Genomic DNA, 23,580 nt, shown 5'->3' with positions numbered 1-23,580 from the left:
TATGAAGAAACAGATTCTATATATGTTGTGCGCAACTGCTCTCTTGAGCAGCTGCCACATCTATAAGTCGTATGACAGACCCGAAGATATCACTACTTCCGGCCTGTATCGCGATCCGGTAGCGGATAATGATACACTGGTTTCGGATACAGCCAACTTCGGTAATCTGCCGTGGAGAGAAGTCTTCACCGACCCGCAACTCCAGTCACTCATCGAAACGGGACTGAAACAAAATACTGACCTGCAGAGTGCAATACTATCAATCAAAGCAGCCCAGGCTCCGTTGTTGGCAGCCAAACTAGCCTATGTTCCAGCTCTGGCCTTGTCCCCACAAGGTACTATCAGCAGTTTTGATAATAGTAAAGCAAGTAAGACTTATTCACTTCCGGTAACCGCCAGTTGGGAGATTAGTCTCTTTGGAGGCTTGCTAAATGCCAAACGAGGTGCAGATGTTGCCGTTAAGCAGGCCAAAGCTTACAAACAAGCTGTACAAACGCAGATTATTGCCAATGTTGCTAATCTGTATTACACTTTATTAATGCTTGACCGCCAACTGGAAATCACCAGAAAGACAGCAGAAATATTAAAGCGTAATGCCGAAACAATGGAAGCAATGAAAAATGCTGCTATGTATAATATCAATTCGGCAGGTGTCGAACAGAGTAAAGCGGCTTATGCACAAGTGATGGCCTCTATTCCGGAAATAGAACAGAGCATCCGCGAAGTGGAAAATTCTCTATCAACTCTTCTTGGAGAAGCTCCCCGCCATATCCAACGCGGTACCATCGAAAAGCAAATTCTACCATCCGAATTTTCAGTAGGCATACCTATCCAATTATTATCCAACCGTCCGGATGTAAAAGCGGCTGAAATGTCACTAGCTTCTGCTTATTATAACACGAACTCCGCACGTTCCGCTTTCTATCCACAAATTACACTTAGTGGATCTGCCGGATGGACAAACAGCGCAGGCTCTGCTATCATTAATCCGGGAAAATTCCTGGCTACTGCCATCGGCTCACTGACACAGCCTCTCTTTTATCACGGAGCAAATATCGCTAAACTGAAAATGGCCAAAGCGCAGGAAGAACAGGCGAAACTCTCCTTCCAGCAAACGCTGTTGAATGCCGGTAGTGAAGTCAGCAATGCGCTAAGTTTATACCAAAAGACGAGTGAAAAGGTAGAATCTCGTCAAATGCAAGTAGAATCTGCCAAAAAAGCTTCGGAAGATACAAAAGAATTGTTTAACTTAGGGACTTCAACCTACCTGGAAGTATTGTCTGCACAGCAGGCTTACTTGAGCGCACAAATCTCACAGGTTTCCGATTGCTTTGATCGGATGCAGGCTGTAGTAAGCCTTTACCAGGCACTGGGTGGTGGAAGAGAAGAATAACTTTAAACATATACTATTATGATTAGTCCGTTAGCTTACGTAGATCCCGAAGCAAAGCTGGGCAAGAATGTAACCGTTCTGCCTTTTGCCTACATTGAAAAGAATGTAGAGATCGGGGATGACTGCGTCATCATGTCTTACGCTAGTATCCTGCAAGGTACTAAAATGGGAAAAGGAAACAAGGTACATCAGAATGCTGTCCTCGGAGCGGAACCACAAGATTTCCACTATACTGGAGAAGAAAGCAGCCTGATTATCGGAGATAATAACGATATTCGTGAGAATGTAGTAATCAGCCGCGCTACATTTGCCGGCAATGCTACCAAAATCGGAAACGGAAACTACCTGATGGATAAAGTACATCTTTGCCATGACGTACAAATCAACAATAACTGTGTGGTAGGTATCGGCACCACTATTGCAGGAGAATGTACGTTGGATGATTGCGCTATCCTAAGTGGAAATGTCACTTTACATCAATATTGTCACATCGGAAGCTGGACACTGGTACAAAGCGGCTGCCGTATATCTAAAGATGTACCTCCATACGTTATCATGTCAGGAAATCCGGTAACATATCATGGTGTAAACGCTGTAGTTCTTTCTCAACATCACAATACATCGGAAAGAATCCTTCGTCACATCGCTAACGCATACCGTTTGATTTATCAGGGTAATTTCAGCGTTCAGGATGCCGTACAGAAGATTATCGATCAGGTTCCTATGAGTGAAGAGATCGAGAATATTGTAAATTTCGTAAAAAACTCGGAAAGAGGTATTGTGAAATAAACAATGTAACATCTATAAAAAGAAAGGGTGATGCTCAAAGAAAAGCGTCACCCTTCTTTTTTATAGATGGATGACGCAATAGATAATATTTTTTTAAATAGACGATACTCCAGTGATTCAGTTAAGCAAATGATTTATCTTCAAATCCGGAAATTCAATTCATCATTCAAATTCCAAAGTACCGAAGAAATCGGGACGGTGGAAATCCGGTTGGTCAATCTCTATCGGATTCCATGAAAGGAAATGAGGAGTCTGCAACTCATCACCGCACTTATAGAAATTAGCTTTTATCTCCTTTCCATCGAGTGATTCAATCTGATGCTTAAAGAATACAGCATACGGAATGATGAGAGCAACTTCCCAGTCTGTCTCCTCGACACGTTCTGCAAAAGGCTGATTACCCAGACTTGACCAACGTTGCACAAGAGCAGTCACTTCTTTCGGTGCATGTTCCCGGTTGTTACGAACTGGGCCAGCACCTATCAGGATAGTTCCGATGCAATTACATTCTATATTATAATAGATCCCATCGCCTGCAGGTATAGAAAAGAATTCTACACAGGAGTCAGTCCATACAGAACCGTTATCTTCGCCGTACTTGGCACGTACACTCTCCTCTTTCACTTTAAAGTGTAGTAAAATTGAGTTCTGCGTGTGAGCAATGCGAAAGTTCACTTTGGGTTTGTATGGATATTCAGCCCAATTGACACACTGAATTGGCTGAAAATCTATTTTTTCTTCATCGAATAATTTAGGAAGCGAACAAGCCTCCACGTTAGCCGCACTAATTTTCTTTACTTTCATATATCTTTCGTTTGAATGATACAAATATAGTTACTTTCTTCTAATAAGATTCACTGAAATCGAATAAAAACAATATATTTGCATAGATGTAAACACCTTAAAAAATAAATTAGTGAGAAAAGTAATTCTTTTATTTCTGCTATTTTTAAGCGTAGCCGCAGTCCGCACACAAGGTCAAAACATCACTTTCAGTCATTTGACCACGGACGACGGGCTTTCCCAGTTCTCTGTTAATAGCCTTTATATTGACGAACGGGGAATTATATGGATCGGTACGCGTGAAGGACTTAACCGATATAACGGTAACGATATTAAAAGTTTCAAACTCAATAAGAACGATCCGAACAGCTTGTTCAGCAACACTGTGTTGCGCATCACCGGGAACAAAAACGGGAAAGTATACTTGCTCTGTACGGACGGGGTGGCAGAATTTGATCTGACGACACAAAAATTTAAGACGTTGCTGCAAGGCAATGTGGACGCTATTTATTATAATGAGAGATTATATATAAGTAAAAGAGAAGATGTATTCGTGTTGAACGAAAGCACAGGCAACTTTGATCTTTACTACCATCTCGCCGGGAAGAATATCTCTTTATCCTGCATCCATCTGGACAAAAAGAAGAATCTCTGGATGGGAACGACTAGAAACGGGCTTTATTGCCTGTCGGAGGGCAAGGAGCTTTCACAACCTATTACGAAAGGAAATATCGCCAGCATCTATGAAGACTCTGCCAAGGAGTTATGGATCGGCAGTTGGGAAGAAGGACTTTACCACATAAAAAAAGACGGAAGCATCGAAAACTTCCGCCACGATCCGAAAAGCCCGAACAGCCTCTGCTCCGACTTTGTCAGAAGTTGTTGCGAGGACAACGCAGGCAACCTGTGGATAGGTACATTTCACGGTCTGAACCGATACGACAAAAGCACAGGTAAATTCCATCTTTATACCGCCAATAATGACAAACCCGACGGCCTCACCCACTCTTCTATCTGGTGCATCGTGAAAGACGAACAAGGTACAATCTGGCTGGGAACTTACTTCGGAGGCGTCAATTACTTTAACCCGGAATATGAAATCTATACCCGCTACAAAACCGGAGATACAGAGAAAGAAGGTCTAAGTAGTCCGATCGTCGGCAGAATGACTGAAGATAAAGACGGGAACTTATGGATTTGTACTGAAGGCGGTGGCGTGAATGTGTACGACCGGAAAAATAATACCTATCGGTGGTATCGCCACGAAGAGGGCAAAAATAGTATTTCCCATAACAACGTCAAAGCAATCTATTACGACCGGACTAATGAAATCATGTGGATAGGTACACACTTGGGAGGATTGAACAAACTCGACCTGCGTACCAATCGTTTCACAGCCTACCGGATGAAAGCGGGAGATCCAACTTCGCTACCTTCGGATATCGTCCGAGACATTGTACCTTATAAAGACAAGCTGGTTGTCGCCACACAAAACGGTGTTTGTCTTTTCAATCCGGCAACAGGTGCTTGTCAACAACTCTTCAAAGAGACGAAAGAAGGAAGAGGTATTGGCATGGTAGCCAGTCTTTATATTGATAAAGACGGTACACTGTGGATTGCGGCTACCGGGGAGGGTGTTTATTCTTACCGGTTCGACAGCGGTAAACTTACTAATTATCCACACAATCCCGCTAATCCGAACAGTCTTAGCAACAATAACATCAACAGCATCATGCAGGACAGTAATGGTAATCTATGGTTCTGCACCTCCGGAAGCGGTCTCGACCGTTACCGTAAGGCAAGTGATGACTTTGAAAACTTCGATGTACAGACAGATGGTTTATCCAGTGACTGCATCTACGAAGTATGCGAATCGTCCATACAAAAAGGTGACTTATTGCTGATTACCAATCAAGGCTTCTCACAGTTCGACTATCCAAGCAAGAAATTCTATAATTACGGTACGGAAAACGGATTCCCGTTGACTGCCGTCAATGAAAACGCACTATTTGTGACACATGACGGAGAAGTATTCCTTGGCGGTATTCAGGGAATGATTTCTTTCTGGGAGAAGAAGTTACATTTCACTCCCAAATCATATAATATCATTCTTTCCCGCCTGCTTGTCAACGGAAAAGAAGTAGTTCCGGGAGATGAAAGCGGCATCCTGGAACAGTCGATCTGTCATACTCCGGAAATCAGTCTGAAAGCGAATCAATCGATGTTTAGCATCGAATATGCCACTTCCAACTTCATCCCTGCCAACAGAGATGAAATTCTCTATCGCCTGGAGGGTTTCTCAGACGAATGGAACCATACCTACCGGAAGCAAACGCTGATTACTTATACAAACCTGAATCCGGGTAAATATACCCTTGTCATCAAATCACAGAGGGAAGGAATAAAAGAGGCCAGACTGCTGATTATCGTACTCCCTTCATGGTATGAGACATGGTGGGCTTACCTGATTTATACCATTGTCACTATCAGCCTGTTATGGTATCTTATTCAGAACTATAATTCGCGCATCAAACTCCGTGAGTCTTTGAAGTACGAAAAGAAGCATATTGAAGACCTCGAAGCATTGAACCAGTCGAAACTCCGTTTCTTCACTAACATCTCGCACGAATTCCGCACACCGTTAACGCTGATCGTGGGACAAGTGGAAACTTTGTTGCAGGTGCAGACATTTACGCCTAATATATATAATAAGGTATTGGGAATCTACAAGAACAGTCTCCAATTACGGGAACTGATTACGGAACTACTTGATTTCCGTAAACAGGAACAGGGTCACATGAAGATCAAAGTTAGCCAGCACAATCTGGTTAACTTCCTGTATGAGAATTATTTGCTCTTCCTCGAATATGCGAGCAGTAAACAAATCAACTTCAAGTTCAACAAACAGAAGGATGACATTGAAGTATGGTATGACCAAAAGCAGATGCAGAAAGTAATAAACAACCTGCTGTCTAATGCAGTGAAGCATACCAAGGCCGAAGATACAATTTCGATTAATGTATCGCAGGAGAAAGACCATGTCATCATTGAAATAAAAGATACCGGGACAGGTATCGCCGCTGCCGAAATTGATAAGATATTCGACCGTTTCTATCAGACCGAACATCTCAACTCGCTGAATACCGGAGCCGGTACAGGCATCGGACTGGCACTGACAAAAGGTATTGTGGAACTTCATCACGGCACAATCCGGGTAGAAAGCGAACCGGGCAAAGGAAGCAGTTTCATTATCACCCTCAAACTAGGCAAGGAACACTTCACAGAAGAGCAAATAGCGAAAGATGATACGGAAACCATCCAGCAAACAGAGACTATTGTTCCTTCAGTAGAAATAATCCCTGATTCGGAATGGAAAGAAGAAGATAACAAGCGCATCGAAGACGCCAAAATGCTGATAGTGGAAGACAATGAATCTATCAAACAGATGTTAGTCGGTATTTTCGAAACATTCTATCAAGTCAGTACGGCTTCCGACGGAGTAGAAGCATTAGAGATGATACAGAAGGATATGCCGAGCATCATTTTAAGTGATGTCGTAATGCCACGCATGTCGGGTACGGAACTTTGCAAACAGATCAAGACGGACTTTAACACTTGCCATATTCCGGTGGTATTATTAACCGCACGTACTGCTATAGAGCACAATATCGAAGGTTTGAAGATTGGTGCGGATGATTATATCACGAAACCGTTTAATACCAATCTTCTGATTTCCCGCTGCAATAACCTGGTTAATTCCCGCCGGCTATTGCAAGAGAAGTTCAGCAAACAACCACAGGCTTTTGCCCAAATGTTGGCTACCAACCCGATGGATAAGGAGATGCTCGACCGCGCGATGGCCATTATCGAACGTCATCTGGACAATACGGATTTCAACGTTAATATCTTCGCCCGCGAAATGGGTATGGCACGTACGAACCTATTCACTAAACTGAAAGCAGTTACAGGCCAGACCCCGAATGATTTCATCCTAAGCATACGTCTCAAAAAAGGCGCTGTCATGTTAAGGAATAACCCGGAGCTGAATATCACGGAGATCTCTGACCGGATTGGGTTCTCCTCCTCCCGCTATTTCAGTAAATGTTTCAAGGAGATTTATCACGTCAGTCCGCTGGCTTATCGTAAAGGAGAAGAGAGCGAAGAAGAAGGGGACGGAGAAGAAACAGATTAGCAGGCAACTATACAAGCACTCTTGCAAAATAATCTTATATTATTAGGCACGGATCACACGGATTTCACGGATTAAAAAACGATGAGTATGAAAACAACAGCGTTAATCCGTGTAATCCGTGCCTAAATTTATGATATAAACGGTTTCTTAGTCCGGACATCTTCGCCCGAATAAAGAAGGTAACTTCTTAAGTGTACTATTTTGTACTTCACTTGTACATTCCTACTCATTCTTTTTCTTCCATTCGCTTATCTTTGTGTTCATTACATTATTTCCTAAAACATTCAGCATTATGAAAAACGTTTCGCGTCTACTTCCCCTATTGTCCGGCATCGTCACGCTGTCAGGATGCAGTCATGCACCCCAAAAGAGCAATGGGCAGAACAACCAAAAGCCTAACATTATTTATATATTTGCAGATGATCTCGGCATTGGTGATTTAAGCTGTTATGGAGCAACGAAAGTGAGTACTCCCAACATCGACCGGTTGGCAGGACAAGGAGTACAATTCACCAATGCTTATGCAACTTCTGCCACCAGCACTCCTTCCCGTTTCGGACTCCTGACAGGTATGTACCCCTGGAGACAAGAAAACACAGGAATCGCTCCCGGCAACTCTGAACTCATTATCGACACTACCTGCATCACCATGGCAGATATGCTGAAAGATGCAGGATACGCAACCGGTGCAGTAGGCAAATGGCATCTGGGACTCGGTCCGAAAGGTGGAACCGACTTTAACAACCGGATTACCCCTAATGCACAAAGCATCGGTTTTGACTACGAATTTATTATTCCGGCTACCGTAGACCGTGTACCTTGTGTATTTGTAGAAAACGGACATGTCGTAGGACTTGACCCCAATGATCCTATCACCGTAAGTTACGACCACAAAGTCGGCGACTGGCCTACGGGAGAAGAGAACCCAGAGCTCGTCACTTTAAAACCCAGCCAGGGACACAACAATACAATTATCAACGGCATTCCCCGCATCGGTTGGATGACCGGAGGAAAATCCGCCCTTTGGAAAGATGAAGACATAGCCGATATCATCACTCATAAGGCTAAGAATTTCATTGCATCCCATCAGGAAGAACCTTTCTTCTTATATATGGGTACGCAAGACGTACATGTACCACGCATCCCCCACCCACGTTTCGCAGGCAAAAGCGGGCTCGGCACTCGTGGCGACGTCATCCTGCAACTGGACTGGACCATCGGTGAAATCATGCACACACTGGACAGCCTCTACATCGCAGACAACACCATCCTGATCTTTACCAGCGATAACGGTCCTGTTATCGACGACGGCTATCAAGACCAAGCTTACGAACTTCTCAACGGGCATACTCCGATGGGGATCTACCGTGGTGGGAAATACAGTGCTTACGAAGCGGGGGCACGCGTTCCATTTATCGTCCGCTGGCCTGCCCGAGTAAAGCCGAACAAGCAACAAGCTCTTTTCTCTCAAATAGATGTGTATGCATCGCTCGCCTCCCTTTTGGACCAACCTTTACGTAAAGGAGCTGCTCCCGATAGTCAAGAACATCTGAACGTACTCCTCGGCAAAAATAATACAAACCGTGAGTATGTCGTTCAACAGAATCTCAATAACACACTTGCCATCATAAAAGGTCAATGGAAATACATCGAACCGAGCGACGGCCCCGCTATCGAGTATTGGACGAAAATGGAGTTAGGCAACGACAAACAGCCTCAACTTTACGATTTATCCTCCGATCCATCGGAGAAAACGAATGTATCAAAACAATATCCCGACATAGTGAAAGAATTATCTGAATTACTAGAATCCGTAAAAGAAAAATAGTTTATGAGAACAGAAAAATTGTATGATTTTGCACCAATCTTGAATAATTCTATCCATATTAGAATATTCAATCCATCTATCTTTGCAAGCGTAGATTCAATAAAATCACTTAATTTTTAATATATGAAAAAACATTTATCCACTCAAACTAGAAAAAGGATGCTCTCCTCCATCGGACTGATCCTGTTTTCTGTTTCTTTTGTACTTGCACAGGTACTTGTTAAAGGTACAGTGAAGGATAACTTAGGAGAAGGAGTGCCGGGAGCCAGTGTCCAGGTAAAAGGTACTTCGCAAGGAACAATCACTGACCTTGACGGTAAATTTGCTTTTAACGTGCCCAATAAAAATTCGATATTGGTTATTTCTTTCATTGGTTATGTCACAGTAGAAATGAAGGTGGACACTCAAAAGCCAATGGTTATCACATTAAAGGAAGATACAAAGACACTGGACGAAGTGGTAGTAGTCGGCTATCAGGAGATACGCAAGAAGGATCTGACTGGCTCTGTTGCCAAAGCCAGTATGGCAGAACTGCTTAGCACTCCGACTGCTTCTTTCGGCGAGACATTGGGCGGACGTATTGCCGGTGTCAACGTAAGTTCGGGCGAAGGTATGCCGGGCGGACAGATGAACATCGTCATCCGTGGTAACAACTCTTTGACACAGGACAACTCTCCTCTTTATGTCATTGACGGTTTCCCGGTGGAAGACCCCTCCATAGCCGCAGCCATCAATCAGAATGATATCGAGTCACTCGACTTCCTGAAGGATGCCTCTGCTACTGCTATCTACGGTGCCCGTGGTGCCAACGGTGTCGTGATGATTACAACCAAGAAAGGAACAATCGGCCAACCTAAAATTAAATATGACGGAAGTTTCGGTATTCAGCATATCACCAAAACAATCCCGATGATGGATGCCTATGAATTCGTCAAACTACAGGCAGAACGTAGTCCCAAAGATATGGAAACTACTTACTTCATGAATTATGACGGCAAGAAATGGGGACTGGAAGATTATAGAAATATCCCGCAATATAACTGGCAGGATGAAATCTTCCGCAGTGCATGGATGCAAAGCCACAATGTCAGCCTGACCGGTGGTTCGGAAGGAGTTCGTTACAACGCTTCTTTATCTTATTATGACCAGGACGGTATCTTGTTGGAATCAAACTACAAGCGTATACAAGGTCGTATGGGTACTACCATTCAAAAGAAGAAACTGAAAATCTATCTGACAACCAACTATTCAAGCACTACAACCACCGGTGGTTCTCCTTCTCAGAACTCATACAGTGGTATGAATAACCTGTTCTATAGTGTATGGGGATATCGCCCTGTGACAGAACCGGACAGACCATTAAACTCGTTGATGGACAATATTATGGATGATGCGATAAACAATACCAACGACTATCGTTTCAACCCTATCATGTCTTTGAAAAACGAATATCGTAAGACGTACGCGAACTATATCCAGTTCAACGGATTTGCAGAATATGAATTTATCAAAGGATTGAAGTTGAAAGTTTCCGGCGGTTACACGTTCGATACCCGCAAAGGGGAAACATTCAACAACTCGAAGACCCGCTATGGTAATCCGAAATCATCCGATAAGGTAAATGCAGAAATCTACCATTCTCAACGTGCAACATGGTTGAACGAAAACATTCTGACCTATCAGACCAATATCAAACGGAAGCATTTCTTTAATAGTATGGCAGGTGTAACCCTGCAAAATTCCGACTATGAATACTATTCATACAAAACGGTACAGATTCCGAACGAAGCACTCGGCATGGCGGGAATGAGTGAAGGAACTCCCAGTACGACTAAATCATTAAAGAGTTCCTGGTCTATGCTTTCTTTCCTGGGCCGTTTGAACTATAACTACAAATCATTGTATTATGCAACGGTTTCTTTCCGTTCCGACGGTTCTTCCAAATTCCGTGGTGATAACCGTTTCGGCTATTTCCCTTCCGGTTCATTGGCATGGGGATTCATGGAGGAAGATTTTATGAAACCATTGAAGTCTGTTGTTTCTTCCGGTAAATTAAGAGCAAGCTGGGGATTGACCGGTAACAACCGTGTAGGCGAGTATGATACGTATGCTTTATATCAGATATTAAAAGATAAAGTTGGAGATTTTATTTCGATCGGTAGCCTACCGAGTGGTGTATATCCGTTCGAAAACAGCCTGACAAGTGTAGGTACAGTGCCCACTTCCTTAAGAAACAGAAAACTGAAATGGGAGACTACCGAACAGTGGAACCTAGGCCTGGACTTAGGCTTCCTGGACGAACGCATCGGATTAACCGTAGACTGGTATCGTAAAACGACTCGTGATTTGTTGCTGAATACTGCACTTCCCACCTCTTCCGGTTATTTCAGTGCCATGAAGAATGTAGGAAAGGTACGCAACCAAGGTATCGAGCTCACATTGAACACAACCAATATCAAGAACCGTCATTTCTCATGGACTACTAACTTTAATATCGCATTCAACAAGAACAAAGTATTAGAATTGGCCGAAAACCAATCTTCTCTGTTGAGTGCAGCCAAATTTGACCAGAACTATAACTCTCAATACAGCTACATTGCCAAAGTGGGTTATCCGATGGGAATGATGTACGGATTCATCTACGAAGGTACATACAAATACGAAGATTTCGACAAAGTAGGTGATACATATACACTGAAACGCAATGTTCCGTATTTCTCTTCCGAAAGTAATACACAACCGGGTATGCCGAAATACGCAGACCTGAATGGTGACGGTATCATCGACGATAACGACCGCACTATGATCGGTAACGGTATGCCGAAACATACGGGCGGATTTACCAACAATTTCGAATACAAAGGATTTGACTTGAGCATCTTCTTCCAATGGTCGTATGGAAACGATGTATTGAATGCCAACCGCCTGTTCTTCGAGAACAGCAATAAAACACGTGACTTGAACCAATACGCAAGTTACGCAGACCGCTGGACACCGGAAAATCCGGAAAGTAATATTCCGAGAGCTACCGACTCCGGTTCTAACAAAGTGTTCTCTACACGTATTATCGAAGATGGTTCGTTCCTTCGTCTGAAGACCGTGTCTTTAGGATATACACTGCCGAAACAACTGACCAAGAAATGGAAGATAGACAATGCACGCGTATTCGTTGCCGGTCAGAATCTATGGACATGTACAGGGTATTCCGGTTACGACCCGGAAGTATCTATCCGTGAAGGCGCACTGACTCCGGGACTGGACTTCTCCGCTTATCCGAGAGCCTACTCTATCAGTTTTGGTATAAACTTAGGTTTCTAATCAATCATCCTTCAAACAATTACGTATATGAAAACAATAAAAATAATCATCATATCACTTCTTGTCGGACTTAACCTGACTTCCTGCGATTTCTTGGAAAAAGACCCGACATACACCACTCCTGAAAACTTCTTCAAAAATGAAGCGGACGCTACCTCTTGGCTGACAGGAACCTATGCCATTCTGGGACAAAGTTCCTTCTACGGAAATGAGTTCTTATACCTTGTAGGAGGTGACGATCTGGGACACTATGGTGGTGCCAACCGCGGACCTAACAAAAGTGGGTTGATCTGTAACAATGCCAACACAAGTGATCCGGCCGTTGCAGCATTGTGGTACACATTATACTCCGGCATCAACAGAGCCAATATTTTCCTGGAAAATATTGATGCAGTGCCCGATATGAACGATGATACCCGCAAGCAGTACAAAGCCGAAGCCCGTTTCTTACGCGCATTCTATTATTTTACTTTGGTAGAATGTTGGGGAGATGTACCTTTCAAGACTACTTCTACAGAAGATGCCTATAACCTCTCCATTCCACGTACGGACAAACAGACGATTTATGATTTTATCATCAAAGAGATGTATGGTTCTGCCGAGGATCTCAAATCTGCTCAAGATTTGAACTATTTACCGGGACGTGTTTCCAAATCGGCTGCTTGGGGAATGTTGGCGCGTGTATATATGTTCCGGGCCGGTGAACCTAAACGTGACAAGGAAGTGGGTTTGGCTAACAACACGACTAGTGCCGAGATTACAGAATATTTCAAAAAAGCAAGTTACTATGCACAGTTAGTCAAGAATGAGGGTCATTCACTAACTGCCAAATATTGGGACTTCTTTATCGACATTTGTTCTGATAAGTATAACACTGCTCTCAATAAGGATGGTGCCAAGGCTAATGAAAGTATTTGGGAAGTAGAATTTGCAGGTAACCGTTCGACGGATGTACGTGCAGAAGGTAGAATCGGTAATATTATCGGCATTCAGGGTAAGGACCTTTCTTCCAAAGCATCCATCACTGGTAAAGGTGATCCGGGCTATGCATACGCTTTTATCTGGAATACTCCTAAACTGCTGGAATTGTATGAAGCAAACGATGACATTGACCGTTGCAACTGGAACATCGCTCCATTCACTTACACCCAGTCAGCAGGAGAAGGTACTCCGGTAGACGGTCGTGAATTTGTAAAAGGAAAAAGAGATGAAGTGGAACAACAATACTGGGATAAATCCTTCAGCTATGGTAAAACAGAGCCGGGGTCTACTTACGGTGATCGTGAATCGAAGAACGATGCCAATAAGAACCGCAACAGGGCTGCCGCCAAATATCGTAGAGAATATGAAGCAGACAAGAAGAGTAAAAACGATACTTCCATCAACTTCCCTCTTCTCCGTTACTCTGACATTCTGCTAATGATTGCAGAGGCAGAAAATGAAGTCAACCATGGCCCTAATGATTTGGCGTATGAATGTATCAATGCAGTAAGAGAACGTGCAGGAATCAAAAAACTTGCAGCAAATCTGGATGAAGAGAGCTTCCGCAAAGCTATCAAAGACGAACGTGCAATGGAACTCTGTTTCGAGTACACACGCCGTTTCGACCTGATCCGTTGGGGAGACTATTACAAACTGATGCAGGAACAAGTGGACAAGGCACAGGCTGACGAATCCTGGAAGTTCGGAATCAATGTATATACTTACTTCAATATTCCGAAGTCTTACAATTATTTCCCGATTCCTGCCAATGAAATAGGATCAAACGGTGCTATCAAGACGAATAATCCGGGTTGGTAATTCTCTTAATAACTTTAAAAAGAAAAGGACATGAAAACAATATATAAAAGTTTGATGACTATCGCTTTTGCCGGACTATCCCTGGCTTCATGCGACAAGGAATTAAAAGAAGAAACAGCAATGGAAGTGGGTGTGGTGACAGACAGCAATGTCAGCTTCGATGGCAAAACTGTGACTGTAAAGAAAGGAAACCCTGTAACGTTCAGCTTCGATGGTGACCCTGATTTTATCAGTTTCTTCAGCGGTGAGATAGGGCACGAATACAAACACCGGAACAGAATTGAAATGCAACCGGAAGACGTAGAAAAATGTGAAATCAACTTCTCCGTAGTATATGACTATGGTAGTGCGAAAACCATCGAAGGTTCTACTCACATATTAATATCCGATCAATTCGAAGGAATTAGTGGCAACAATGTGGAAAAAGACAAAGAAGCAGTTACTAATTGCGAATGGACAGAACTTGTCAGCCAAGATGAGCTTCCTAAAGCAACCAAAGATACTAAAGACTATTCTTGTCCTTTAATATCTTACTTGGGTAAAGAAATCAGCATTGCTTTCCGCCTCAACCCTCTTGATAATAGCAGCACAATGCCTGTAATACATATTAAAGGCTTACAGCTTAATCTGGAGTTCAACAATGGAAAATCAACCACAATTAATGCAAAGAACTTCGAATTCTCGGCTTTAAATGTAACCTACAATTTAGATGATCTTTCAAAAAACAACACTCATCTTACCAAATTGAAGGAAGCATTAGGAAATAAAAACCTCACACTTGAAGAGATGAAAAGCGCAGAATATGCAGATAAAATAGCATATGCTACTGTAGACGGTAATATTCCTTATTTCTGGAGAATTAGCCAGCCAAGCGATTTCGTAACCAGTGGCGGAGCAGCAGGGTATACAAAAGGAGATACTTGGCTTATCTCCAATTCCATCCTCCTTAACGGTTCCTGCGATCCTGACGCTGGTGTAGCTATCAAGAATATCTCGCAATCGTTGGAGATATACTCACATACCTATGAAGAGGCCGGTACATATACCGCTACTTTCGTAGCCAACAATGCAAACTACGTCCATCAAGGTGGTCAAGTAGTACGTGAACTGACTATAAACGTTGTAGAATAAAAATATATCCCCCAATTTTTCTAACCTTCAATCATAGAAAACGTTTATAAAAATCAGACTTTAATCAATTTAACATCAGAAAGAGAGGGACCGCGAGGTTCCTCTCTTTTACTTTTTCTGTATCTTTGCACAAAAATAAAAATAATGCCAAAGACTCTTCCTATTCATTTTGCCCCATTACAAGGTTACACCGAAGTGTTTTACCGTAATGCTCATGCTGCCTGCTTCGGAGGTATAGATACTTATTATACCCCATTTGTACGACTCGAAAAAGGCGGATTCCGCCATAGAGATGTGCGAGGAATCGAACCCGGGAATAATCAGGTAGCCCATCTGATTCCCCAACTGATAGCCCCTTCTTTTGAAAAAGCAGAAAAAATCTTATCCCTATTCATTGAAAAGGGATATAAGGAAGTCGACATCAATATGGGATGTCCTTTTCCCATGCTGGCTAAACGCCACAATGGTTCCGGCATTCTTCCTTATCCCGAAGAAGTTCAGGCGTTACTTAGCCTGATTACAGAATATCCGCAAATAAGTTTCTCCATCAAAATGAGGTTGGGCTGGGAAGATCCGGAAGAATGTCTGAAACTGGCTCCGATTATCAATGAGCTACCCTTGCGACAAGTGGTTATGCACCCCCGCTTGGGAAAACAGCAATACAAAGGAGAAGTTGACCTTAAAGCGTTTGAGGCTTTTCAGAATGCCTGCAAGCATCCGCTCATCTATAATGGAGATATCAATAGTGTAGAAGATATTCACCGCATTCAGGAACAGTTTCCCGGACTAGCCGGAATGATGATAGGACGGGGATTACTTGCCAACCCGGCATTAGCTTTGGAGTATAGACAAAACCGTGCACTCGAGTTCGATGAAATGAGAGAAAAATTGCAATCTATGCACAAATGCGTATACAATCAATATGCAGAACAGTTGGAAGGAGGAGACGAACAACTTCTGAACAAAATGAAAACTTTCTGGGAATATTTAATGCCGCAAGCAGACAGAAAATTACTGAAAGCAATTCATAAAAGCACAAGTCTCAACAAATATAATCAGGCAATCCTTGCCTTTTTTAATCAACGATGAACTGATAACCAGTAATTTTACGTAATTTTGCGCCCGTTTACAAACATGCACATTATGAAAAAATACATTCTAATCTTTCTTTGTCTGATAACCGTATCAGGCAGTTTCGCACAAATGCAGGATTTCAAGTTCAAATTCTATGGACAGATTCGTACTGACTTCTATTATAATAGTCGTGCTAACGAAGAAACCGTAGACGGATTGTTTTATATGTATCCAAAAGACAAAGTGCGTGATCCGGAGGGGAACGATTTGAACTCAACACCCAACAGTAACTTCTATACTTTATATTCGCGCCTTGGAGTAGACGTTGCCGGTCCAAAACTGGGAACAGCCAAGACATCTGCCAAAGTAGAAGTCGACTTCCGCGGCACAGGCACTTCTTATTCGGTCATTCGCCTTCGTCATGCTTATTTGAATCTGGATTGGGGAAAATCAACTTTATTACTCGGACAGAACTGGCATCCCTTATTCGGAGATGTGTCTCCGCAGATTCTTAATCTCTCCGTAGGAGCACCGTTTCAGCCCTTCAGCCGTGCGCCACAAATTCGTTATCGCTATACAAACAAGAATTTCCAACTTACCGGAGCCGCAGTGTGGCAATCACAATATACTTCACAAGGACCGGAAGGGAAAACACATAAGTATCTGAAGCAAAGCTGTATTCCCGAATTTTATGTCGGAGCTGATTATAAGAATGGCGGTTTGCTGGCCGGCGTAGGCATTGAGTTGTTATCATTGAAACCACGTACGGAGTCTATAGTAAATACAGATAAATACAAGGTAGACGAACGCATCACAACTCTTTCATACGAAGCTCATGTGAAATACACCAACAAAGACTGGTTCATCGCTGCGAAGAGTGTATTAGGATCCAATCTGACACAAGCTTCCGGTTTGGGTGGATTCGGGATCAAGTCTGTCAACGAACAAACGGGAGAACAAGAATATACTCCGATACGTTTCTCTAGCTCTTGGTTCAACGTTGTCTACGGACAGAAATGGAAGCCGGGAATCTTCGTAGGCTATGCCAAGAATCTGGGAACAAGTGATGCGCTATATGCTCCCAAAGGAAATGATGCAAAACTTTATGGAACAGGAACAGACCTTAACCAATTAGTTACGGCAGGAGCAGAACTGACCTACAATGTCCCCCACTGGAAATTCGGGTTGGAATATACATTAAGCTCTGCATGGTATGGTTCGCTCAATACGTCCAATGGGAAAATTCAAGATACCCATGCCGTATGTAACAACCGTATTGTTGCCGTTGCCATGTTTATGTTCTAACCTCTCTACTATACAATTATTTTAATTATATATCTGTCACCTGTCACCGATTGCTGCTTAACGATTTGATTATTAACAATTAACACCGTGACAGCAATAGGTGACAGTAGTGTGACAACAATAATGCCGTCACCAGAAACAGATAAACTACATTTCACAACGCGGAGGTATTCACTCCGGAAGCTCCAGGCAATCCTATTTATTTCATGAATGCATTATCTTTGTTTCACCGCATGAAACAATAGTTTCCATGCCGTTGAAACTATTGTTTCTCGGTGCTGAAACTTTAGTTTCCCGGTGCGAAACCTTTGGTTTCAAGCCTTGAAACTAAAAGTTTCATACGGTAAAACTACTGTTCTCTGTCAGGGAAAGCAAATGATCGCCTGTTGTCTGACTTTTATCTCCTTAACTCCACTTCAAAGCTAGCGCCATCTTTGCAACTGAACTGCAAAATTGTTTGCTTCTTATCAGAAGAAATCACCTTGCAAAACGGAGTTCTTTCTACATTCCATTGCCCTTTTATCGTTACAGTCACAGGTATTTCACCACTGGCATTTTCAATCCATGGTCGTGAATAGATACTACGTTCGATACGTTTCCCATCTTTATCAAACACTTCATCGCTTGGACCGCGATACAAAGCCAAATCCGGTTGTGCCACCGTCAACTTAATCTTATCAACAGATTCTTTATGAGTCATAACCAGACAGGAAGTATCCACACGTTGTAATAAACCACCCGGCAATGTCGTTTCAGGAGTTTCAAACAACACATAAGAAATGATCTGTTCGGAGACGGACTCTACAATATGTGCATTCCGGTCTTGCTGTAATACCCTATAAGTGGGCTTCTTTGCAAATTTCTTCATCAGAGCTTCATTCGTCTGAGGCAGAACAGCGTATTCATAACTTCCGTTTTTCGGTGCCTTTCCATGATCTACAACCAAAGAAACCCAATCACCCTTTGTTTCCTTTCCTGTGTTTTGCATTCGCGAGTATTGAGGAAAGTTCTTCTCAAACCGAATGGGAGTTGGAACATAATAACCCGTTCCCAAATGATCTACGTATACTTTCTTATCTCCTTGATAATTTTTCCAATAATCATGCCCTGCTTTATCAGTAACTGCCAATTGGAAGATAGTCGTTTCTGTCGGGAACTCCGTATTTGTATTTTCAATATCCGAACCAAGACAGACAATCATTCCATCGATGAAATGGTAAGATTTACGTGCCCGATGTGATCCGTTGTACTTATCATGCTCATGTAACTTCATTCCAAAATTACCATTCATCTTCTGTTGAGACAAACCACCGGCAAAAGCCTCGTCGGAGTAAAGCATCTCTTCCATTCCAGAGTAACTATCTACATTGAGCACCTTAGCCTGCAATTGCTCCAATGGCAAATGAATAGATGTCACTCCCGGAATACGGTTCCAGTCAAAACCTTCCTGCTGCCAGCCGCTAGTGGCGGGAGTTACTGTCTGTCCCGGTGCAGCAGTCAATATTTGCAAACTGCCGTGCGCCAGGTAACGACCGTATAGATTTGCTCCCAGATAATGCTCTGCCGCCCATAAATAACGGGAATGTCCGCGTGCCACAGCCGACCAGTTACTACGACGTTGGACAGAGACGCAACCATATCCCATCGCTATATTTCCCTGCGGGTCCGGCTCCGGACGGAAACCTTTCTCTATAAGAAGTTTTGCCACCTTACGTTCTTCAGCATTTGAAACCTTAGGCATATATTCAGGAGAGTCATTTTCAATACTTGGGTCTGAAATCAGACGGAGGTAAGAAGAAGCCATTCCACTATCATATTCCTCCTTTCCATCGGGAGAACCGGCTAAAGCCATCATAGCAAAATGCATAGGAACCAGTTTACCTTTTCCATCCGGATGACGACCGGACATGGAAAGAGGGAAGTTCAGCTTATTGCAGTAGAAACGCATGGTCAACAGTACATTTCTCACTGTTTCATGAGCTAACTCGGAAACAGCAAATTCCGTCCGGCTGAAAAGATAGATCATATTGGTTGCTCCATCGAGTCCGCCCACAGCATAAGCCGGATAGCTATTTCGATGATGGAAGGCACCTCCGTCTACTTTAAACGAACCGGACAATCCCAATGCAGGACGGCAACCAAAATCAATCCAACGGGAGAAAGACCGGAGATATTGTAGTTTTTCCGGTGTATCTTCCATCATTAAAATGCTGGCAATGCGTCCTGTGGTCTGTGTATTGAAAGAGTCCATATCAATTCCATTAACTTCCGGTTTAGGGTATACTTCGTTAGTAATCGCATACCAACGTAACGTACGTTCGGCTTCCTGAAGTTTCCCGGTTTCCCTAAGCACATCTTTCATCAGAAAATATGCCAGGTACAGACCGCGAACACTATAGCCATAATGATGGATGTTTCCCCAACAACTACCATAAGCTACTCCCTGATCGGTTATATGATCGTACATTGCTAAGAATTTCTTCTTCATTTCTTCCCGAATCACCGGATTCTCCGCATTATTATATGCAACGGCAATTCTTTTCATCAGGTCGAAATAAGCACGCATTTCCACTCCCATTTTAGTCAGCATATCTTTATCCCAGTTCGGTATGATCCGTTCATAAGCTTCTGAAGCACGTACCATGTAAATAGGTACTCCCGATACTTGGCCATTCTTATAAGTTATCTGATAGAAATCATATTTCTTACGGATGGTTTCTACTTCTTTATCTGTCGTTTTCCCTTTCGTGTAGATCATATCACGAAAACGCTTTTCCAACAGTTGCATTTCTGCTCTTTGCTTATCGTCTACAGGAGTCAATTCAATATCCGGTTTCAAAAGCGAGTGTTGATAGACAACCAGCCAATGGTTGGTGGTTCCGGCATTGACAAAAGGGACTTGCAGGTCGGCCGTCTGTTGACGTGCATCAACCTTAGTAGCCGTAATCAGATGATCGATGAAAAGGCTTCCTTTTGAATTTGGAGCAATAATTCGGAGTTCATTCATGCCTTCTTCCGGTGTGCCTTGCATATCACGTTCATAGCAGACCCATGCGGCGCGCCAACCACTGAAATTAATACCAAAAGGGAAAGATGTGCATTTTTTGCCGTCTTTCAGAAAATGAAACTCAATAGTCGCATCCTGAGGCACTTCATTATAAATCCACACAATAAAAGCCGAAAGATATAAATCCTTGCCGGTCGGATCTTTCTTCTCAAACTTCAAGTCTTTCTTGAGTTCCAATATACCACCCGGTTCAAATGTCCATTCCAACGAATGTTTTCCATCTTTATAATGCAGATCAGATACCGACAGGCGGGAATGGGTAGCGGTGATACAATCCGGTATTTGCGGTTCTTCAAAAGAAAACATCCGCTCATCTGTTACGACTTGCGCATGAAGGAATGCTGAGCACAAAAGAGAAAACAGAGTTGTCACTCCAAATTTAGTAAAAGGTTGTTTCATCATGGAAATATGGTCTTATTAGGTTTTCAGTATATAAGTCAAAGTATAGTCGCTTTAAAATCTGTAAAGAGTACGTGATTCTGTAAAAGACGTAAACCGAAGTGCCCGTCACCTTCACCACCCGCAAGGGTATAGCGGAACAACTCTGCATCATTCACAGAATAAGTTGTGATTCCCTTTTCCACTCGAATCCGAATCTCATACCACTGATTGGGGACGAGTAAATGAGGGGCATCGGTATATTCTTTCAATAAAGGTTTCACCTTGTCATCTGCCACTCCATAATATTCTCCTTTGTATCGACGGAAACGGGTCGTTGAATTATCATTTCCTCCGTATCCAACGTAGAAAAGGTTTAATGTATTGTAGTTTTTAAAGATGCCGTCACGCCACTGACTACGGGCAAAAAGATCATCAGGGTATTTAGGATCATTGGCAGCCCAGAAGCAGTTCAGATCACTCAAGCGGTCATACTTTCCACCTTGCATCACCATACAAATACGATAACTTATTTCATAATCGCCTGCCAATCGTTGCCGATACCACATAGTCAGTCCGTCCGGAACTATCAATTCTAATGTATCCGCACGTTCTATTATTTGCAAAGCATGGGATGCATCTTCTATTTTCCATTGCTGCACAAAAGAAGCTTTGTGCTGTGCCAAAAGCACCACACTATTTAAGAGAAAAAAAGTAATCAAACTGTAGCCTATAAAAAATCGCTTCGTCATTACGGTATTAGTTTAAAGATTATTCTTCCGAATACAAAGAAACCCCTCTTTTCGAAAAAAGAGGGGTTCAAATTGTACAAAATATCTCAAATAACGTATTGACTGATAATTTGCATTACCAATATCTTACAGTTTTTTCTGGATCAAAGCCCTCATACCAATTCTTATTTGATTTACCGTTAGTATTTACCCAATCAGCAAATCCTGTATACGCTTCTACAAAAGGTACACTCTCATAGGCATGACGTGCGCCAACCGGCATCTTAACTCCCCAAGTGGAACCGTTAGTGTTTGAATAATAAACATCTTTATCTAATGTAGCGTCCTTTGCAACCAATTTATCATATTCAGCCTTATAAGCAGAAGTCGGTGCATAACCCTTCATGTGGATTTCCTTATTGTTAGCCCAAATAAAGAAGTTTTGTCTATTAGTATCAAGAATCAGTTCTCTAAATGCTGCAAGCTGAGCATCTCTATCAGCTCCAGTTAGCCCTTCTTTACCAATCAATCTGACTTCAGCACGCAACATAGGCAGTCCTTCTCTTACTTTTTTCGGTCTTACCTGGAACATATCCTGATTATTATCTTTCAAAGAGCTTAAACCATCCAATGTGATAACAGTACCTTCTGCCTGTGCTTTATCTACAGTCAGGATTGCAAAACGTGGTTCAGTGCGAGTATCATTGCTCCAATTCCAGTTTTTATTTTCAATCTTCACTACATCTTTCGTAGAAAGTTCCTCTTTAGCTAAGTCTGTCATTGTTCCCTGACCACCTTTCAGTACAAGGCTTGCAGTAATCCGGTCAACATACTCACTTTTCAAACCATCCAAAACAACACCTAACACAGTCGGTAATGTTCCACCTACTGCACGAACGTCCAAAGTCAGCAATAATTCCTCCTTGCCTCCTACGGTCTCCATCATTTGTTGACTATGACATTCAGTCACCTTCAAATCATACTCGAAAACAACATCATTGAAATCTTCATCATACCATGAAGCCAATTGAGTAGGCCAACCATCTTCGAACATCACCACACCTGTGTTATGATAAAAAAGATAGCCTTGGTCCGTTTCATTTGTCGGCTGCACTGCATCTTCAGGAAGCGCAAGAGTTACCGATGCCAGACGGTTTGTTTCAAAATTGAAACCAGTACTCTGATCTACACCACGACTAACAGGAGACAAAGCAAATTCTTTTGTAGCTTCTGTTCCCGAAACTGTATTGTATTTCATATACACTTTCTCGCAAGCAGCAGGAACATTCAACGTAAGAGTGCGGGAATCTTTCACTAATACATCTCCCACAAGCAGACTCGCTTCAGAACCACTTTTATCAGAATATACATTCACAAGTGCAGAAGCATTTACCGGGTCAACAGTTCCCGAACCATCTTTACCTTTTTCCAACTCATTATCAGAGCAGGAAGTGGTAACCAACATTGTCCCCATAAGGACATACATCAAACCTTTAATTTTCATCTTAATCTAATTTTTAAATTTATTGTTTGTTTCTGTTTCGCATGAGAGCCTAGCTTATCACACTTATTTTCAGGCTTCATTTGTTAACTTATCAAAAATATATTTAACGCCTAATAGCTTTTTGCTTGCCTTTATTTGTAATTTCAATCCTTTCCATCGAAAATAATCACAAGAGCTAAAATAGGGCTCAAAAGGCCTGTTCATGAACAATGGATAATATATACAAGTTATTTCGTATATTTGCATTAGACAGAACATTCAATACAACAAATATAGAGCTTTTATTC

General features: G+C 42.4%; 13 protein-coding genes. 9 read left to right on the top strand and 4 right to left on the bottom strand.

What is annotated here, in order from left to right; genetic code table 11:
• Nucleotide 1 precedes the first annotated feature (1 nt).
• Together DWZ47_RS04550 and lpxA are read left to right on the top strand one after the other, a co-directional pair.
• Nucleotides 2-1,393, top strand: a complete 1,392-nt coding sequence (locus tag DWZ47_RS04550) for a TolC family protein (protein WP_117512421.1) — start codon at nucleotides 2-4, stop codon at nucleotides 1,391-1,393.
• 18 nt (nucleotides 1,394-1,411) lie between these two features.
• Complete coding sequence (gene lpxA, locus DWZ47_RS04545) at nucleotides 1,412-2,182, top strand: acyl-ACP--UDP-N-acetylglucosamine O-acyltransferase (RefSeq protein WP_004298353.1); 771 nt, start codon at nucleotides 1,412-1,414, stop codon at nucleotides 2,180-2,182.
• Nucleotides 2,183-2,344: 162 nt separating this feature from the next.
• On the opposite strand, the gene DWZ47_RS04540 is transcribed toward lpxA, so the two are convergent.
• Nucleotides 2,345-2,986 carry a carbohydrate-binding family 9-like protein gene (locus tag DWZ47_RS04540; RefSeq protein WP_074558195.1) on the bottom strand — a complete coding sequence of 214 codons (642 nt, stop codon included), beginning with the start codon at nucleotides 2,984-2,986 and terminating at the stop codon, nucleotides 2,345-2,347.
• A 112-nt stretch (nucleotides 2,987-3,098) separates the two neighbouring features.
• On the opposite strand from DWZ47_RS04540, the gene DWZ47_RS04535 reads away from it, so the two are divergent.
• The 7 genes from DWZ47_RS04535 to DWZ47_RS04505 all read left to right on the top strand — a co-directional run bounded on the left by DWZ47_RS04535 (nucleotide 3,099) and on the right by DWZ47_RS04505 (nucleotide 17,613).
• Nucleotides 3,099-7,157, top strand: a complete 4,059-nt coding sequence (locus DWZ47_RS04535) for a two-component regulator propeller domain-containing protein (RefSeq protein ID WP_117512395.1) — start codon at nucleotides 3,099-3,101, stop codon at nucleotides 7,155-7,157.
• A gap of 292 nt (nucleotides 7,158-7,449) precedes the next feature.
• Nucleotides 7,450-8,985 (top strand): sulfatase-like hydrolase/transferase, encoded by a 1,536-nt coding sequence (locus tag DWZ47_RS04530; protein ID WP_117512394.1) that lies wholly within the window; start codon nucleotides 7,450-7,452, stop codon nucleotides 8,983-8,985.
• Between the two features lie 159 nt (nucleotides 8,986-9,144).
• The gene (locus tag DWZ47_RS04525) at nucleotides 9,145-12,303 is read left to right on the top strand and encodes a SusC/RagA family TonB-linked outer membrane protein (RefSeq protein ID WP_117512393.1); all 3,159 of its coding nucleotides are present in this window, start codon (nucleotides 9,145-9,147) and stop codon (nucleotides 12,301-12,303) included.
• A 27-nt stretch (nucleotides 12,304-12,330) separates the two neighbouring features.
• Nucleotides 12,331-14,103 (top strand): RagB/SusD family nutrient uptake outer membrane protein, encoded by a 1,773-nt coding sequence (locus DWZ47_RS04520; protein WP_004324280.1) that lies wholly within the window; start codon nucleotides 12,331-12,333, stop codon nucleotides 14,101-14,103.
• Nucleotides 14,104-14,133: 30 nt separating this feature from the next.
• Nucleotides 14,134-15,234 (top strand): DUF5017 domain-containing protein, encoded by a 1,101-nt coding sequence (locus DWZ47_RS04515; RefSeq protein WP_117512392.1) that lies wholly within the window; start codon nucleotides 14,134-14,136, stop codon nucleotides 15,232-15,234.
• A gap of 144 nt (nucleotides 15,235-15,378) precedes the next feature.
• Nucleotides 15,379-16,323 carry a tRNA-dihydrouridine synthase family protein gene (locus DWZ47_RS04510; RefSeq protein WP_099147528.1) on the top strand — a complete coding sequence of 315 codons (945 nt, stop codon included), beginning with the start codon at nucleotides 15,379-15,381 and terminating at the stop codon, nucleotides 16,321-16,323.
• Nucleotides 16,324-16,377: 54 nt separating this feature from the next.
• Complete coding sequence (locus DWZ47_RS04505; RefSeq protein ID WP_115484896.1) at nucleotides 16,378-17,613, top strand: DcaP family trimeric outer membrane transporter; 1,236 nt, start codon at nucleotides 16,378-16,380, stop codon at nucleotides 17,611-17,613.
• Between the two features lie 397 nt (nucleotides 17,614-18,010).
• On the opposite strand, the gene DWZ47_RS04500 is transcribed toward DWZ47_RS04505, so the two are convergent.
• The 3 genes from DWZ47_RS04500 to DWZ47_RS04490 form a co-directional block, all read right to left on the bottom strand.
• Nucleotides 18,011-21,082: a chondroitinase family polysaccharide lyase gene (locus tag DWZ47_RS04500; protein WP_117512391.1), complete on the bottom strand. Its 3,072-nt coding sequence runs from the start codon at nucleotides 21,080-21,082 to the stop codon at nucleotides 18,011-18,013.
• Between the two features lie 35 nt (nucleotides 21,083-21,117).
• Nucleotides 21,118-21,810 carry a DUF6250 domain-containing protein gene (locus DWZ47_RS04495; RefSeq protein ID WP_117512390.1) on the bottom strand — a complete coding sequence of 231 codons (693 nt, stop codon included), beginning with the start codon at nucleotides 21,808-21,810 and terminating at the stop codon, nucleotides 21,118-21,120.
• 115 nt (nucleotides 21,811-21,925) lie between these two features.
• Nucleotides 21,926-23,293, bottom strand: coding sequence for an LruC domain-containing protein (locus DWZ47_RS04490; protein ID WP_117512389.1), 1,368 nt, complete (start codon nucleotides 23,291-23,293; stop codon nucleotides 21,926-21,928).
• Nucleotides 23,294-23,580: the final 287 nt, after the last annotated feature.

This window comes from Bacteroides sp. AF32-8BH (genome assembly GCF_003435205.1).
Classification (GTDB): domain Bacteria; phylum Bacteroidota; class Bacteroidia; order Bacteroidales; family Bacteroidaceae; genus Bacteroides; species Bacteroides ovatus.
The sequence above is the reverse complement of the archived record's forward strand: the minus strand, read 5'-3'. Positions and strand labels throughout refer to the sequence as shown.

What these genes read in the sequence shown, in the direction of transcription:
- lpxA (WP_004298353.1), top strand. Translation starts at nt 1,412, where the DNA reads ATGATTAGTCCGTTAGCTTACGTAGATCCCGAAGCAAAGCTGGGCAAG.
- DWZ47_RS04490 (WP_117512389.1), bottom strand. Translation starts at nt 23,293, where the DNA reads ATGAAAATTAAAGGTTTGATGTATGTCCTTATGGGGACAATGTTGGTT.
- DWZ47_RS04505 (WP_115484896.1), top strand. Translation starts at nt 16,378, where the DNA reads ATGAAAAAATACATTCTAATCTTTCTTTGTCTGATAACCGTATCAGGC.
- DWZ47_RS04540 (WP_074558195.1), bottom strand. Translation starts at nt 2,986, where the DNA reads ATGAAAGTAAAGAAAATTAGTGCGGCTAACGTGGAGGCTTGTTCGCTT.
- DWZ47_RS04530 (WP_117512394.1), top strand. Translation starts at nt 7,450, where the DNA reads ATGAAAAACGTTTCGCGTCTACTTCCCCTATTGTCCGGCATCGTCACG.
- DWZ47_RS04520 (WP_004324280.1), top strand. Translation starts at nt 12,331, where the DNA reads ATGAAAACAATAAAAATAATCATCATATCACTTCTTGTCGGACTTAAC.
- DWZ47_RS04495 (WP_117512390.1), bottom strand. Translation starts at nt 21,810, where the DNA reads ATGACGAAGCGATTTTTTATAGGCTACAGTTTGATTACTTTTTTTCTC.
- DWZ47_RS04550 (WP_117512421.1), top strand. Translation starts at nt 2, where the DNA reads ATGAAGAAACAGATTCTATATATGTTGTGCGCAACTGCTCTCTTGAGC.
- DWZ47_RS04500 (WP_117512391.1), bottom strand. Translation starts at nt 21,082, where the DNA reads ATGATGAAACAACCTTTTACTAAATTTGGAGTGACAACTCTGTTTTCT.
- DWZ47_RS04515 (WP_117512392.1), top strand. Translation starts at nt 14,134, where the DNA reads ATGAAAACAATATATAAAAGTTTGATGACTATCGCTTTTGCCGGACTA.
- DWZ47_RS04525 (WP_117512393.1), top strand. Translation starts at nt 9,145, where the DNA reads ATGCTCTCCTCCATCGGACTGATCCTGTTTTCTGTTTCTTTTGTACTT.
- DWZ47_RS04510 (WP_099147528.1), top strand. Translation starts at nt 15,379, where the DNA reads ATGCCAAAGACTCTTCCTATTCATTTTGCCCCATTACAAGGTTACACC.